Source organism: Mycobacteriales bacterium, assembly GCA_030697205.1.
GTDB lineage: Bacteria > Actinomycetota > Actinomycetes > Mycobacteriales > SCTD01 > JAUYQP01.
Map to the genome: position 1 here is coordinate 92,292 of JAUYQP010000047.1, position 13,587 is coordinate 105,878.

13 protein-coding genes are annotated in these 13,587 nt (G+C 73.4%); 4 read left to right on the plus strand and 9 right to left on the minus strand.

Annotated features, from left to right (window positions below; translation table 11 throughout):
* Nucleotides 1-32: 32 nt before the first annotated feature.
* The 3 genes from Q8R60_15675 to Q8R60_15685 are packed head-to-tail and all read right to left on the minus strand — an operon-like array spanning nucleotide 33 to nucleotide 2,162.
* Nucleotides 33-1,187, minus strand: coding sequence for an acyl-CoA dehydrogenase family protein (locus tag Q8R60_15675; protein ID MDP3713916.1), 1,155 nt, complete (start codon nucleotides 1,185-1,187; stop codon nucleotides 33-35).
* A gap of 4 nt (nucleotides 1,188-1,191) precedes the next feature.
* Entirely contained in the window at nucleotides 1,192-1,917 is a 726-nt protein-coding gene (locus Q8R60_15680; protein ID MDP3713917.1) for an enoyl-CoA hydratase/isomerase family protein, read from the minus strand.
* Nucleotides 1,918-1,952: 35 nt separating this feature from the next.
* Entirely contained in the window at nucleotides 1,953-2,162 is a 210-nt protein-coding gene (locus tag Q8R60_15685) for a helix-turn-helix domain-containing protein (protein ID MDP3713918.1), read from the minus strand.
* Nucleotides 2,163-2,398: 236 nt separating this feature from the next.
* Between Q8R60_15685 and Q8R60_15690 the strand changes: the two genes are divergently transcribed.
* The 3 genes from Q8R60_15690 to Q8R60_15700 are packed head-to-tail and all read left to right on the plus strand — an operon-like array spanning nucleotide 2,399 to nucleotide 6,026.
* Complete coding sequence (locus Q8R60_15690) at nucleotides 2,399-3,427, plus strand: extracellular solute-binding protein (protein ID MDP3713919.1); 1,029 nt, start codon at nucleotides 2,399-2,401, stop codon at nucleotides 3,425-3,427.
* Nucleotides 3,424-5,016, plus strand: a complete 1,593-nt coding sequence (locus Q8R60_15695; GenBank protein MDP3713920.1) for an iron ABC transporter permease — start codon at nucleotides 3,424-3,426, stop codon at nucleotides 5,014-5,016. Before Q8R60_15690 ends, Q8R60_15695 begins: the two co-directional genes overlap by 4 nt.
* Nucleotides 5,013-6,026, plus strand: coding sequence for an ABC transporter ATP-binding protein (locus Q8R60_15700; protein MDP3713921.1), 1,014 nt, complete (start codon nucleotides 5,013-5,015; stop codon nucleotides 6,024-6,026). The genes Q8R60_15695 and Q8R60_15700 overlap by 4 nt, the downstream gene beginning before the upstream one ends.
* A 95-nt stretch (nucleotides 6,027-6,121) precedes the next feature.
* Here the strand turns inward: Q8R60_15700 and Q8R60_15705 are convergent, their stop codons facing one another.
* Entirely contained in the window at nucleotides 6,122-7,714 is a 1,593-nt protein-coding gene (locus Q8R60_15705) for an ABC-F family ATP-binding cassette domain-containing protein (GenBank protein MDP3713922.1), read from the minus strand.
* Nucleotides 7,715-7,820: 106 nt separating this feature from the next.
* Between Q8R60_15705 and Q8R60_15710 the strand changes: the two genes are divergently transcribed.
* Nucleotides 7,821-8,687 carry a neutral zinc metallopeptidase gene (locus tag Q8R60_15710; protein ID MDP3713923.1) on the plus strand — a complete coding sequence of 289 codons (867 nt, stop codon included), beginning with the start codon at nucleotides 7,821-7,823 and terminating at the stop codon, nucleotides 8,685-8,687.
* A gap of 6 nt (nucleotides 8,688-8,693) precedes the next feature.
* On the opposite strand, the gene Q8R60_15715 is transcribed toward Q8R60_15710, so the two are convergent.
* The 5 genes from Q8R60_15715 to Q8R60_15735 all read right to left on the minus strand — a co-directional run bounded on the left by Q8R60_15715 (nucleotide 8,694) and on the right by Q8R60_15735 (nucleotide 13,512).
* Entirely contained in the window at nucleotides 8,694-8,861 is a 168-nt protein-coding gene (locus Q8R60_15715) for a hypothetical protein (protein ID MDP3713924.1), read from the minus strand.
* A 33-nt stretch (nucleotides 8,862-8,894) separates the two neighbouring features.
* Nucleotides 8,895-9,152: a hypothetical protein gene (locus tag Q8R60_15720; protein ID MDP3713925.1), complete on the minus strand. Its 258-nt coding sequence runs from the start codon at nucleotides 9,150-9,152 to the stop codon at nucleotides 8,895-8,897.
* A 42-nt stretch (nucleotides 9,153-9,194) separates the two neighbouring features.
* Complete coding sequence (locus Q8R60_15725; GenBank protein ID MDP3713926.1) at nucleotides 9,195-10,076, minus strand: methyltransferase domain-containing protein; 882 nt, start codon at nucleotides 10,074-10,076, stop codon at nucleotides 9,195-9,197.
* A 71-nt stretch (nucleotides 10,077-10,147) separates the two neighbouring features.
* The gene (locus Q8R60_15730; GenBank protein MDP3713927.1) at nucleotides 10,148-11,446 is read right to left on the minus strand and encodes an ATP-binding protein; all 1,299 of its coding nucleotides are present in this window, start codon (nucleotides 11,444-11,446) and stop codon (nucleotides 10,148-10,150) included.
* Nucleotides 11,443-13,512 (minus strand): SpoIIE family protein phosphatase, encoded by a 2,070-nt coding sequence (locus tag Q8R60_15735; protein MDP3713928.1) that lies wholly within the window; start codon nucleotides 13,510-13,512, stop codon nucleotides 11,443-11,445. The genes Q8R60_15730 and Q8R60_15735 overlap by 4 nt, the downstream gene beginning before the upstream one ends.
* Nucleotides 13,513-13,587: the final 75 nt, after the last annotated feature.

The window sequence follows — 13,587 nt, forward strand, 5'->3', positions numbered from 1 at the left end:
CCGGGGCCGTCAGGTCCCATGCAGGCCCCCTCTCAGAACGCGCTGATCCCGGTGAGGGCGCGCCCGATGATGAGCTGCTGGATCTGCGAGGTGCCCTCGTACAGCGTCGTAACGCGGGCGTCGCGCAGGTACTTCCCCGCGGCGTACTCGTCGATGTAGCCGTAGCCGCCGTGCGCCTGCACGCAGGCGTTGGCGGCGCGCACCGACATCTCGCTCGCGTAGTACTTCGCCTTCGACGCGGCCAGGGAGTAGTCCTCGCCGCGGGTCTTGAGGTCGGCGACCCGCCAGGTCAGCAGCCGGGCGCAGTCGACCTCGACCGCGGTGTCGGCGATGAGGGCCTGCACCAGCTGGTGACCGGCGACGGGCTTGCCGAACTGCACGCGGTCCTTGGTGTAGGCGACCATCGTGTCGAGCGCGGCCTGGCCGAGCCCGGTGCAGGACGCGCCGAGCGACATCCGGCCGTCGTTGAGGGCGGTCAGCGCGACCCGGATCCCCTTGCCCTCCTCGCCGCCGAGCAGCGCCTCGGGGCCGACCTTGACGTCGCGCAGGACGAGCTCGGCGGTGTCGCAGGAGCGCAGGCCGAGCTTGCCGTGGATGGGGCGGGCCTCGAAGCCCGGCGCGTCGTTGGGCACCAGGAAGGCGCTGACGCCGCGGGCGCCCTCACCGCCGGTGCGGGCCATGAACAGCGTGACCCCGGCGATCGTGCCGTTGGTGATGAAGATCTTGTTGCCGTTGAGGACGTAGCCGCCGTCGCTCTGCTTGACCGCGGTGGCCTGCAGGTCGGCGGGGTTGCTGCCGTAGTCGGGCTCGGTGAGGCCGAAGCAGCCGAGCACCTCGCCGGTCGCCATCCGCGGGAGCCACTGGTCCTTCTGCGCGTCGGTGCCCCAGCGCGCGATGGAGCCGGCGACCAGGCCGAGGTGGACGCTGACGACGGAGCGCACGTTGGCGTCACCGCGGCCGAGCTCCTCGATGAACAGCACGTAGGACAGCGGGTCACCGCCGCCACCGCCCCACTGCTCGGGGATCGACAGCCCGATGAAGCCGGTCTGGCGCAGCCCGTCGAGGGCCTCCTGGGGGAAGCGCTCCTCGCGGTCGTTGGCGAGCGCGCGCGGCGCGACGACGTCGTCCACCCACTCCTTGACCGCCTTGCGGACGGCCTCCTGCTCGGCGCTGAGCGTGAGGTCCACGGTGCTACTCCCCTGCGGTGTCGATGAGGTCGGTGTCGATGAGGTCGCGCAGCCGCCTCAGCTGCGCATCGCGCTCAGCCTCGCACTGCTCGTCGTAGGTCCGCGACCCGGCTCCGTCGACGAGGGCCTTGACCTCGATGACGGCGTCGCGGGGCGGGGCCAGCAGCTGCTGCGTCAGCTCGGCCGTGGCGGCCTCCAGGTCGGCCGCTGGCACCACCCGGTTGACCAGGCCGGCGGCCAGCGCCTCCTGCGCGCCGACCCGCCGACCGGTCGCGCACCACTCCAACGCACGGGCCCGACCGACCGCCGCCACGAGCGGATGGGTGCCGGCGAGGTCCGGCACGATGCCGTAGCCGACCTCCGCCATCGCGAACTGCGCGTCGTCGGCGGCGATCCGCAGGTCGCAGGCCAGCGCGAGCTGGAAGCCGGCACCGACCGCGTGGCCCTGGACCGCCGCGATGCTGACGAACGACGGCCGACGCAGCCAGGTGAAGGCCTGCTGGTACGACGACAGCGTCGCGTGGGCGTCGTCGTCGGAGCCGGCGACCGTGTCCCCGAGGGTCGCGAACAGCGCGCGGTCTAGGCCGGCACTGAAGGACGGGCCTTCGCCTCGCACCACGACGACCCTGACCTCGCCGGTGAGGTCGCGGGCGAACCCGTGCAGCGCCGCCCACAGCGCAGGGTCTTGGCAGTTGCGCCGGTCCGGCCGGTCGAGGACGACCGTGGCCACGGGGCCACGGACCTCGAGCCGGACACCGGTCTCGGTCAGGTGGCCTTCTTGCGGGTGGCACCGCCGCGGCCGCGCAGGGTGACCCCTGACTCGCTGAGGATGCGGTGCACGAAGCCGTAGGAACGGCCCGAGTCCTCGGCCAGCAGCCGGATCGACTGCCCGCCCTCGTACTTCTTCTTCAGGTCAGCCGCCATCTTGTCGCGGTCGCCGCCGGTGATCCGGCTGCCCTTCTTGAGCTCTGCCACGTCGTGCCCTCCGTCGGTGTCACCAGTCGGGTCGCCTGTCGCGGGGCGCGGGGGTGATCGTCCCGGCCCGCCCACGTCGTTACTACCTGCCCCTGATCATCGCAGGCAACCGCTCTGCATGTGGCGTCGTGGTGACGGTCCTGAGACCCCGCGATCGGGCCGGCCGCAGAGAACCGCTAGGGTTTGGTGAGGTTGCCCTAAGTCCTACCTCCCGCCCTCTCCCGACAGGAGCCCCCGTGACGCCCCGCCGGCTGCTCGCCGCCGCCCTCGCCGCAGCGCTGCTCGCACCGCTCGCCGCCTGCTCGCAGAGCGAGGCCGACAAGCTCGCCGACAGCGAGGGCCTGGTGGTCTACAGCGGGCGCAACGAGGGGATCATCTCGCCCCTGTTCGACGCGTTCACCAAGGCCACCGGCATCGAGGTGGCGGTGAAGTACGGCTCGAGCGCCAACCTCGCCGCCACGCTGCTCGAGGAGGGCGACAAGACGCCCGCGGACCTCTTCCTGTCGCAGGACGCGGGCGCCCTTGGCGCACTGCAGGACGCCGACCGGCTGCGGGCGCTCGACCAGCCGCTGCTGTCGAAGGTGCCCGCCGAGCTGCGCAGCCGCGAGGGCCGCTGGGTGGGCGTGAGCGGCCGGGTCAGGGTGCTCGTCTACAACCCTGACCTCGTGCCCGCGTCGATGCTGCCGAAGACGGTCTTCGACCTCACCGGTCGGCAGTGGAAGGGCAAGCTCGGCATCGCGCCGCCCAACGCGTCGTTCCAGGCCTTCGTCACCGCGCTGCGGGTGCAGGAGGGCGAGGCCAGGGCCAAGGAGTTCCTCGAGGCGCTGAAGGCCAACGAGCCCAAGACCTTCGAGGGCAACGCGCTGATCGTCGACGAGGTCGACGCCGGCCGGCTCGCCGCGGGCCTGGTCAACCAGTACTACCTCGCGGAGAAGATCGCCGAGGCGGGCGCGGGCACGGTGAAGGCCAAGAACTTCTACTTCCCGGCAGGCGACCTCGGTGGGCTCGTCAACGTCGGCGGGGTCGGCATCCTCGACGACGCCGACACCGACCCGCGGGCGGCGCAGTTCGTGGAGTTCCTGCTCGGCAAGGCCGGCCAGGAGTTCTTCGCCGACGTCACCAAGGAGTACCCCCTCGTCGCCGGCTTCGACGCCGACCCGTCGCTGCCGCCGCTGGCCTCCCTCGAGACGCCCGACATCGACCTGTCGAAGCTGGACTCTCTCGAGCAGACGTTGGCCCTGCTCGACGAGGTCGGTCTCACTTGACCGAGGTCCTCCTCCGACCGGCCCGGCCCGACGACCCCGACGTCGTCGCACCGGGCCGTCGGGCTGCCCAGGGCCTGCGCCCACCGCTGCTGCTCGTCGTACCCGCCCTCGTCACCGCGGCGGTCGCGCTCGTCCCCGTGCTCTACCTCGTCGTGCGGGCCCTCGACGGCGGCCCCGGCGAGCTGGCCGACCGGCTCTGGCGCCCGCGCACCCTCGAGCTGCTCACCCGCAGCCTCGTCCTGGCCGGGTCGGTGACCGCAACCTGCCTCGTCCTCGGCGTCGCCCTGGCCTGGCTGGTCGTGCGCAGCGACGTGCCGTGGCGGCGCGGCTGGGTCGTGCTCGCCGCGCTGCCGCTCGCCGTGCCGACCTACGTCGCGGGCTTCGCCTGGATCTCGTTCTTCCCCGACCTGGTGGGCTTCCGGGGCACCTTCGTCGTGCTCACCGCCTGCAGCTACCCCTACGTCCTGCTGCCCGTCGTCGCGGCGCTGCGCCACCTCGACCCGGCCGGCGAGGAGGTCGCCCGCTCCCTGGGCCTGTCCTCGCGGCAGGCCTTCCTGCGGGTCGTGCTCCCCCAGCTGCGCCCGGCGCTGGCCACCGGCGGACTGCTCGTCGCGCTCTACGCGCTGTCCGACTTCGGGGCGCCGTCGATCATGCGCCACGACGTCTTCACCCGCGCCATCTACACCTCCTACAACGCCTCGACCAACCGGCAGACCGCCGCGGTGCTGTCGCTCGTGCTCGTCGCGGTCACCGTCGTCCTGGTCGTGCTGGAAGGCCGCACCCGCGGCCGCGCCCGCTACTCCCGGGTCGGCCAGGGCGGCGCGCGGAGCCAGCAGACCGTCGGCCTCGGTCCGCTGCGCTGGCCGTCACTCGGACTGCTCGCCGCCGTCACCACGACCTCGCTCGGCGTGCCCGCGGCCGCGCTCGTCTACTGGACGGCCAAGGGCACCGGCGACTCCTTCCCCGGCGAGCGGCTCGCCTCCGCCGCCACGACCTCGCTGACGCTGGCCGCCCTCGGGGCCGTCGCGACGACCGTGCTGGCCATCCCCGTGGGCCTGCTCGCCGCCCGTCGCGCGGGCCGGCTCCCCCGCCTGCTGGAGCAGTCGTCCTACGTCGGCCATGCTCTGCCCGGCGTGGTCATCGCGCTCGCCATGGTGTTCCTGTTCATCCAGGTCGACGCGCTCTCGCCGCTCTACCAGCGGACCCCGATGCTGGTGCTGGCCTACGTCGTGCTCTTCCTGCCGCTGGCCGTCGGCGCGGTGCACACCTCGGCCGCGCAGGCCCCGCCGGTCCTCGAGGAGGTCGCCCGCGCGAGCGGCTCCGGGCCCCTCGACGTGCTGCGGCGGGTGACGCTGCCGCTGGCGATGCCGGGCATCGCGTCGGGCGCCGCGCTCGTGCTGCTCACCTGCATGAAGGAGCTGCCCGCGACGCTGCTCGTGGCGCCGCCGGGCACGGCGACCCTGGCGACCCGGCTCTGGACCGAGACCGGGGTCGCGAGCTACTCCGCCGCGGCCCCCTACGCTGCACTGCTCGTGGCCCTCTCCGCCGTCCCGACCTACCTGCTCGTCGTGCGCGGCGGCACCCGGTGACGGCTGCGCTGCGGGTCCGGGGGCTCGAGAAGGCCTACGACGCGCCCGTGCTGCGCGGGCTCGACCTCGACGTGCCGGCGGGCTCGCTGGTGGCGCTGCTCGGCCCGTCCGGCTGCGGCAAGACGACGCTGCTGCGGTGCGTCGCGGGCTTCGAGCGGGCCAGCGCCGGCACCATCGAGGTCGACGGCCGCGACGTCACCGCGCTGCCGCCCGAGAAGCGCCGGGTCGGGGTCGTGCCTCAGGAAGGTGCGCTCTTCCCCCACCTGTCGGTGCGGGCCAACGTCGGCTTCGGGCTGCCGCGCGCTGAGCGCCACGGGCCTCGGGTGGACGAGGTCCTCGACCTCGTCGGCCTCACCGGCTACGCCGACCGGATGCCGCACGAGCTGTCCGGCGGCCAGCAGCAGCGGGTCGCGGTCGCCCGCGCGCTCGCGCCCGCACCCGCACTGGTGCTGCTGGACGAGCCCTTCAGCGCCCTCGACGCGGGCCTGCGCGCGGCCGTGCGCGCCGAGGTCCGCGCCTGCCTGCAAGCCGCCGGCGCGTCCGCCGTCCTCGTCACCCACGACCAGCAGGAGGCGCTGTCGGTCGCCGACGTCGTGGCGGTCGTGCGCGACGGCCGGGTCGTGCAGGCCGCCGACCCGTGGGAGGTCTACGCCCACCCGGCCGATCTCGGGGTCGCGATGTTCGTCGGTGAGGCGGTGGTGCTGTCCGGCGCGGTCGTCGACGGCCGGGTCGAGTCACCGCTCGGGGAGCTGACCGTGGAGGACCGCTCGCTGTCCGGGCCGGTCGCGCTGGTCGTGCGACCCGAGCAGCTCGAGGTCGCGCCCGACGACCTGCCCGTCGTCTCGGCCCTCGTGGTCGACCGGGTCTTCTACGGCCACGACGCGCTGCTGCGCCTCGAGCTGCCGGGTGGCGCGACCGCGACGGCCCGCACCCCGGGCCACCCACTGCCGCCTGTCGGCTCATCGGTGGCCGTCGGCGTACGCGGTCCCGTCGTCGCCTTCCCCCGCTGATCCCCTGCCCTGCCGCCCCCACCTCCGCTACGTCATAGCTGGTGAGCGTGGGCAGCTCCTGAGCCGCTATGACGCAGTGGGGTGGGCCGCAGCGGTCAGGCGAGCGAGACGAGGTCGAGCAGCTCGTCGGACCACTGGTCCTCGACGCCGTCCGGGAGCAGCAAGACCTTCTCCGGGTCGAGCGCCCGCACCGCGCCCTCGTCGTGGGTGACCAGCACGACCGCGCCCTTGTAGCCGGCCAGCGCGGAGAGGATCTCCTCGCGCGACGCCGGGTCGAGGTTGTTGGTCGGCTCGTCGAGCAGCAGCACGTTGGCGCCGCTGACCACCAGCGTCGCGAGCGCCAGGCGGGTCTTCTCGCCACCCGACAGCGTCCCGGCGGGCTGGTGCACCACGTCACCGCTGAACAGGAACGACCCGAGCACGCGACGGGCCTCCGGCTCGGGGAGGTCAGGCGAGGACGAGCGCATGTTCTCCAGCACGGTGCGGTCGACGTCGAGGGTGTCGTGCTCCTGCGCGTAGTAGCCGAGCCGCAGGCCGTGGCCGGGCAGGACCTCGCCGGTGTCGGGGGCCTCGGTGCCGGACAGCAGCTTGAGCAGCGTGGTCTTGCCGGCACCGTTGAGGCCGAGCACGACGACCCGCGCGCCCCGGTCGATCGCGAGGTCGACGTCGGTGAAGATCTCGAGCGAGCCGTAGGACTTCGACAGCTCGCGGGCCGTCAGCGGCGTCTTGCCGCACGGGGCCGGCTCGGGGAAGCGCAGCTTGGCGACCTTGTCCTGCGCCCGCTGGCCCTCGGTGCCGGCGAGCAGCCGCTCGGCCCGCTTCGCCATGCCCTGTGCGGCCTTGGCCTTGGTGGCCTTGGCGCGCATCTTGTCGGCCTGCAGCAGCAGCACGCCGGCCTGCTTCTCGGCGTTGGCGCGCTCGCGCTTGCGGCGCTTCTCGTCGGTCTCCCGCTGCTGCAGGTAGGTCTTCCAGCCGACGTTGTACTGGTCGAGCTCGGCCCGGTTGGCGTCGAGGTGGAAGACCTTGTTGACGACCGCGTCGAGCAGCTCGACGTCGTGGCTGATGACGATGAGCCCGCCGTGGTGCTTCTTGAGGAAGTCGCGCAGCCACACGATCGAGTCGGCGTCGAGGTGGTTGGTGGGCTCGTCGAGCAGCAGGGTCGTCGCGCCGCTGAAGAGGATCCGGGCGAGCTCGATGCGGCGGCGCTGACCACCCGACAGGGTGCCGAGCCGCTGGTGCAGCGCCCGCTCGGGCAGCCCCAGGTTGGAGCAGATCCGGGCCGCCTCGGCCTCGGCGCTGTAGCCGCCGAGGGCGGTGAACCGCTCCTCGAGCCGACCGTAGCGCTCCAGCACCTCGGCGTCGTCGGGCTTCTCGGCGAGCTCGACCTGCAGCTTCTCCATGCCGGTCACGATCGTGTCGAGGCCGCGCGCCGACAGCACCCGGTCACGGGCGAGCTGGTCGAGGTCACCGGTGCGCGGGTCCTGCGGGAGGTAGCCGACCTCGCCGCTGCGCGTGATCTGCCCGGCGGCCGGCAGCGTCTCGCCGGCGAGGGTCTTGGTGAGGGTGGTCTTGCCGGCGCCGTTGCGGCCGACCAGGCCGATGCGGTCGCCGGGCTGCACCCGGAAGGTGACGCCGGACAGCAGTGCACGCGCACCAGCGCGCAGCTCGACCTCGGTGACGGTGATCATGGGACAGGCTCCTGGGACGGCGTGGCAGAAGGACGGCGGTAGCGCCGGCTCACGGCGTCGGGCGGGTCACGATCGACAAGGCTACCGGCTGGGTACCGTCAACACCGTGGACTTCAACGACGGGGCCCGGCTCGACACCTCCCAGGTCCGCGACGCCCGCGGTCGCGGACGTGGCCTCGCGGCGGGCGGCGGTGGCATCAGCATCGTCGGCCTGATCCTGTTCCTCGTGCTGGGCGGCGACCCGCAGTCGCTCGTTCAGCAGGACCCAGGAGGGAGTACGCCGGGGGCGACCTCCGACCTCGCCGAGCGGTGCGCCACGGGCGCCGACGCCGACCGGGACGTGGACTGCCGCGTCGTCGGGGTCGTCAACTCCGTGCAGGCCTACTGGACAGGCGCGTTCGAGCGGACCAACCGCACCTACCAGGAGGCCGACACCGAGATCTTCCAGGGCTCGACGACCACGCAGGGGTGCGGCTCCGCGACCTCGGCCGTCGGGCCGTTCTACTGCCCGGCCGACGCCACCGCCTACCTCGACCTGGGCTTCTTCGAGAGCCTGCGCGACGACTACGGCGCGTCCGGCGGTCCCTTCGCGGTCGCCTACGTGCTGGCCCACGAGTACGGCCACCACGTGCAGAACCTGCTCGGCACCACCGAGAAGCGCCAGCGCAGCCGCGACACCGGGCCGCAGTCGGTCGCCGTCCGCATCGAGCTGCAGGCGGACTGCTTCGCCGGGGTGTGGGCGGCCAACGCCGTCGACACCGGATTCCTCGCGCGCATCACCGAGGCCGACGTCAAGGACGGACTGTCCGCCGCCGCGGCCGTCGGCGACGACCGCATCCAGGAGGCCTCGACCGGGCGGGTCGACCAGGAATCGTGGACGCACGGCTCGGCCGAGCAGCGCCAGACCTGGTTCCTCAAGGGCTACCGCGGCAAGGACCCCGGCGACTGCGACACCTTCACCGGCCGGGTCTGAGTCCCGTCAGGGCCCGGCCGGACCGCGCCGGCCGCGCGAGACCGCGTCGCGGGCCCGCTGCCGGTTGGCCGGGGTGTCCACCTTCGCGCGGGCGTCGCGCAGCATCCGCTGCCCGCGCTGACTGCGCGCGAAGGAGAGAGCCAGTCCGATGATCCCTGCACGTCCGAGTCGCATGAGGCTGCTCTGCCCACGACCGGACGACGTCACTCAGCCGTAGCGGTGGTTCTTCTCGCTGTGCCCGGCGTCGCGGGTACAACTGCGGCCGTTCATGCTGCGGTGCCCGCACAGGCCGGTGCTTGCCGCAGCACCCTCTGCCGGGAGCTCCTCAGCCGGGGACTGCGCGGCCTTCGAAGCGGACGCCTTGGCAGCGGGCGCTGCGGGGCGCGCAGCGACCCGGGCGGCAGGGGCGGCCGCGGCAGCCCGACGGGCCTCGCGGAGGGCACGCATGGCGTCGACCTTGCTCATCGCGCCAACCTAGCGGTGCCGACCGTCAGCCGAGCGGCTGCGTCACCACGGCGCGCCCCTCGAGCGCATGAGGGCGACCCCGGCGTTGCCCAGTGGCCCTCGCTGCGGAGCGGTGTCAGCTCTGCGCGGCCTCTCTGCAGTGACCACGAGGGCGGCCATGTGTCCCACGACAGGGCCCGCCCCGAAGGCGCCCACCAGCGAGGCCGCCACGGCGCGCGTGGCGGTGTCGAGGTCGCCACGAGCCTCGATCTCCGCCCGCAGCGGAGTACCCCGGCAGTACCCGCGTGCCAGGTCGACAGCCGATCTACCCCGGCACTCGAGCTCGATCGGCTCGATGCGGATTCCGCGCAGGCCCGCCGCGAGAAGGTCGGCAGTGATGCGCTCCTGGTCGTGGTAGCCGTGCGGCACCCGGTCCAGGAAGCTCGGGGGGTCCTGCGGGAACACCTCCTCCAGCGCCTTCAGGACAGCCGCCTCCACGTCGTGTGTCGCGAGCGGGCACCAGGCGGTGAAGACGACGTGCCCACCGGGCTTCAGCACCCGCGCGACCTCGGCGTAGGCAGCTGGCCGGTCCGGGAAGAACATGACCCCGAACTGGCACGCGACGAGGTCGACCATCGCGTCGGGGAACGGCAGCCGCATCGCATCTGCCTGCTGCCAGGTCGCTGCGGGCACCCGAGCCGATCCCAGATCGACCATCGCCACGTTGAGGTCGGTCGCCGTGACGCGGACCCCTGGCAGGCGCTGAAGGAGGGCACCGGTCAGCACCCCCGTGCCCGCAGCGAGCTCGAGGACGTCCCTCGGCCGCTGGCTCGCCACCCGGGCGGCGAGATCGTCGGCGAAGGGCCGGAAGACCGCAGGGACGAGGTGCTCGTCGTAGGCCTCGGACATGTCAGCGGCCCACACCCGACTCGCGGAGTCCGACATGCCTCGATCATGCCTCTGGTGGACCCGCCAGGGAAGCCGTGCCCACGTAGAGCTGCCCTGACGTTCGAGGGTCAGACAGCGTCCCCGAGGGGGTCGATCCAGGCGAGGTACAGCTCCCTGCCCCGCCCTGTGCGGCGGGTCTCCAGCAGGAAGCGGCACCTGATCTCGCGCCCGTCCCGGTGCAGCAGCGGCAGCTCGAGCGGCACACCCGTGACCGTCGTCGCACCCGTGCTGACGTGGCGGATGAAGCCCGCCACGTGGGCCTGGCGGAACTGCTCGGGGACGAGGACCACGACCCGGCGTCCGACGAGGTCCGCTTCCTGCCAGCCGAGCGCCTGGGCGAGGGACGGGCTGATGCTGAGGATCCGGTTGGTCTCGTCGGCAGCCACGACGCTGCCGCCAGCGGCACGCAGCGCGTCCAAGCTGGCGTCGAGGCGCGGGACGACCGCCGCGTCGGACACGGCGGTGGCACTCAGCCCGCCCCAGCGCTCAGGTGGCCGGCCGTCCAGCTGCGCCAGCACCTGGGCACAGGCCCACGCGCGCATGTCAGCGACCTCGGGCAGGGACGGGGGCACCAGCAACCGCTGCGCGGCGGCGGCGCGCTCGGCCGCCTCGAGCACCGCGTGCAGGGCGTCGAACGCGACCCGGTCCTCGCCGGTCGCGGCGACGTGGACGTCGAGCTCCCCCGGGACGTCCTTCGATGCTGCCTGTGCTGCGACCTCTCCTGGCTCGGCCCACTGCGAGACCGCGCGGCCCACGGCGTCGCGCAACCGGGCGCGCGCGATGTCTGCGCCCGCGAGCTGCGCCTCGAGCACGCACCCCACCAGGGCCAGTTCGCGCAGCAGGGCGTCCTCGTGCTGGCAGGCTGCCAGCCACAGCAGCGGAGGCAGGCCCTGGAGCACGACACCGTCTCCGGCCACGCTCGCAGGGGCCACCCCCTCCGCGCGCACACCGCCCACGGCGGGGTCCCTGGAGTCGCGCAGCTCGGACGTGTCGCCCAGCACGAACCAGACGACCTTCCCACCCGCGCTGAGCTCCTGCACGCCGTGAGCGTCGGTCACGGCCGCGACCAGCGCCATGCCACGGCCCGTGGTCGCCTCGTCGTCGTAGTGGCGCAGCGCGGGCAGGCGGGCGCTCCCGTCACGCACCTCCACTCTGAGCCGGTGCTGGTCGAGCGAGACGGTCACCCACGCCGTGCTGTGACCGTGCAGGACAGCGTTGGTCACCAGCTCGCTCACCGCGAGCTCCGCGGCCTCCTGCCAGATCGCCCGTTGAGCGACGAGCAAGGCCTCCCGGACGAAGCGGCGCGCCTGACGCACCGAGACGGGCTCCGGTGGCAGCTCGAGCGTGCGCTCCAGAACGGCGGTCACCGCCCCATCCCGTCGTGGGCCTGCACCAGCAGCAGCGCCGTGTCGTCGTCCTGGAGGCCGCGCTGCACGGCCTCGAGGAGCCGGTCGAGGTCGATCTGCCCTCTGTGCTGCCCCACCTCGTCGCACAGCCGCGCGAGCCCCACGTCGATGCTCTCGCTACGCCGCTCGACGAGACCGTCGGTGAACAGCAGCAGGCTGCTGCCCGGCGGGAACGCGACGGTGGTGGGCACCGGCCGCTGACCGAGCGCCCCCAGCGGCCCGGCCGGCTCGCCGCTGACCAGCTCAGGGGCGTGGCCCGGACGCAGGAGCAGCAGGGGCAGGTGTCCGGCGCTGACCAGCTCCAGAGAGTGCGCGCCGGGGTCGTGCACCGCCACAGCGCACGTCGCGATCCGCTCACCGGGCAGGTGCTGGAGCAGGTCGTCGAGGCGCTCGAGCGCCTCCCCAGCGCTGTGACCGGCCAGGAGGAGCACCCGCAGAGCGGTGCGCAGCTGGCCCATGGCGGCGGCGGCCCGCAGCCCGCGGCCCATGACGTCGCCGACGACCATCGCGGTGCGCCGGCCCTCACCCCCGATGACGTCGTACCAGTCTCCGCCGACCGTCGCCTCGGCCCCGCCACCGGGGAGGTAGCGCGCGTCGAAGGACAAGCCGGGCCGGGGTGGGAGGTCGGGCGGCAGCAGGCTGCGCTGCAGCTCCGTCGCCGCGTCTCGCTGGTGGCTGAACAGGCGCGCGTTGTCGAGGCCAAGAGCGGCGTGACCGGCGATGCCGACGAGGAGAGCCTCCGCCCTCGCGCCGAACGCGGTAGGGGCGGGGTGACCCAGCAGAACAGCGCCCAGCACCCGTCCGCACCGAGCCACCACCGGCGCAGCCAGGTAGCTGCCCACGCCGTCGAGGGCCAGCGCCTCGGCCCGCAGCACGCCCTCCCCCAAGCGGGCCAGCTCGGCCATCTCGACGAGCGCCGCCGCCGTGGGCGCGTCCTCGGCCAGGCCGAGCAGGTGGCTGCCTCGACGGGTGTCGCCGTCCGCATCCACGTGGTCGAAGACGCAGACACCGACCGTCGCACCCGTGGTCCGGACGGCGGAGCGGACGACGAGGGCGACCAGCGCCTCGAGGTCCAGCTCGCAGGCCAGCTCGCTCCCCAACCGCTGGAGCTCCTCGACGAGCGCCGCCTCGGAGCGCAGCTCGACCGCCTGCCGCTGCAGGTCGTCGCCGAGCACGGTGACGAGCTGCTCCAGCGCGTGCCGCTCGGCCGCCTCAAGGGCCGCGGCCGCCCCCGGCCTGACCGTGGGCGCGGTCCCCGCGCCGGCGAAGACCGGGGCGTCCGTGAGCGGAAGCAGAGCCAGTCGCAGGCTGACCGCGAGCGCCCCGAACAGCTGCGCGCGCCAGGCCGGCAGGGGGACGCGCGTGAACTGCACGACCGCGATCACGCGACCGTCGGCCAGCGCGCAGCCGACACCCAGGACCGAGCGCACACCGAAGTCGTGGACGAAGTCCTGCGCCGGCACCAGGGGGCTCCCTGCTGCCTCCTCGACGTGGAAGACGCTGAAGTCGGCGGCAGCGGAGCGGTGCGCGTACTGACCGAACGCGTCGGGGACGAGCCCGAACTGCTCGAACAGGCCGTTGATCATCGGCATCCCGGCCAGCGGGTTGGCGTCGGAGCTGCTCAGCGCCAGCACCTGGTGCGCCTGCGACTGCCGTCTGTCGTCCCAGTCCGTCACCGCACCCCTGGTCGCCAGCAGGGCCAGGCAGGGGGCAGCGTCCGGACCCGGATCGAGGAGGGCGCGCACCTCGTCCTCGAGCTCATCGGCACGCGTGGTCACGAAGACGCGGGTCAGGAGCGCGCAGGAGCCGAACTCGTCGCCGAAGGCCTGGTGCAGGTGGGTCGCGACCTGCTGCGCCGCCTCCTCGAGCGAGCTCGCCTCGCGGACGACACGCCGCAGCTGCGCACCGCAGGCGGCCACCGCAGCCAGGTCGACCCGCGCCAGGGAACCGAGGGAGCCCGGCTCGAGATCGATCTCCGACCTCGGCGCTGCGCGCCCGCTCGCCACCGTCACGTGCGGCACGCTCACAGCCCACCCTCCCCGGACAGCAGCTGGTGGGTCAGGTCCGCCGTTGTGGTGACATCGTGCCAGAGGTGGTCACCG

Bases quoted from the DNA above. Each gene is read 5' to 3' on its own strand.
- Q8R60_15705 (MDP3713922.1), bottom strand. From the start codon at position 7,714: ATGATCACCGTCACCGAGGTCGAGCTGCGCGCTGGTGCGCGTGCACTG.
- Q8R60_15715 (MDP3713924.1), bottom strand. From the start codon at position 8,861: ATGCGACTCGGACGTGCAGGGATCATCGGACTGGCTCTCTCCTTCGCG.
- Q8R60_15720 (MDP3713925.1), bottom strand. From the start codon at position 9,152: ATGAGCAAGGTCGACGCCATGCGTGCCCTCCGCGAGGCCCGTCGGGCT.
- Q8R60_15725 (MDP3713926.1), bottom strand. From the start codon at position 10,076: ATGTCGGACTCCGCGAGTCGGGTGTGGGCCGCTGACATGTCCGAGGCC.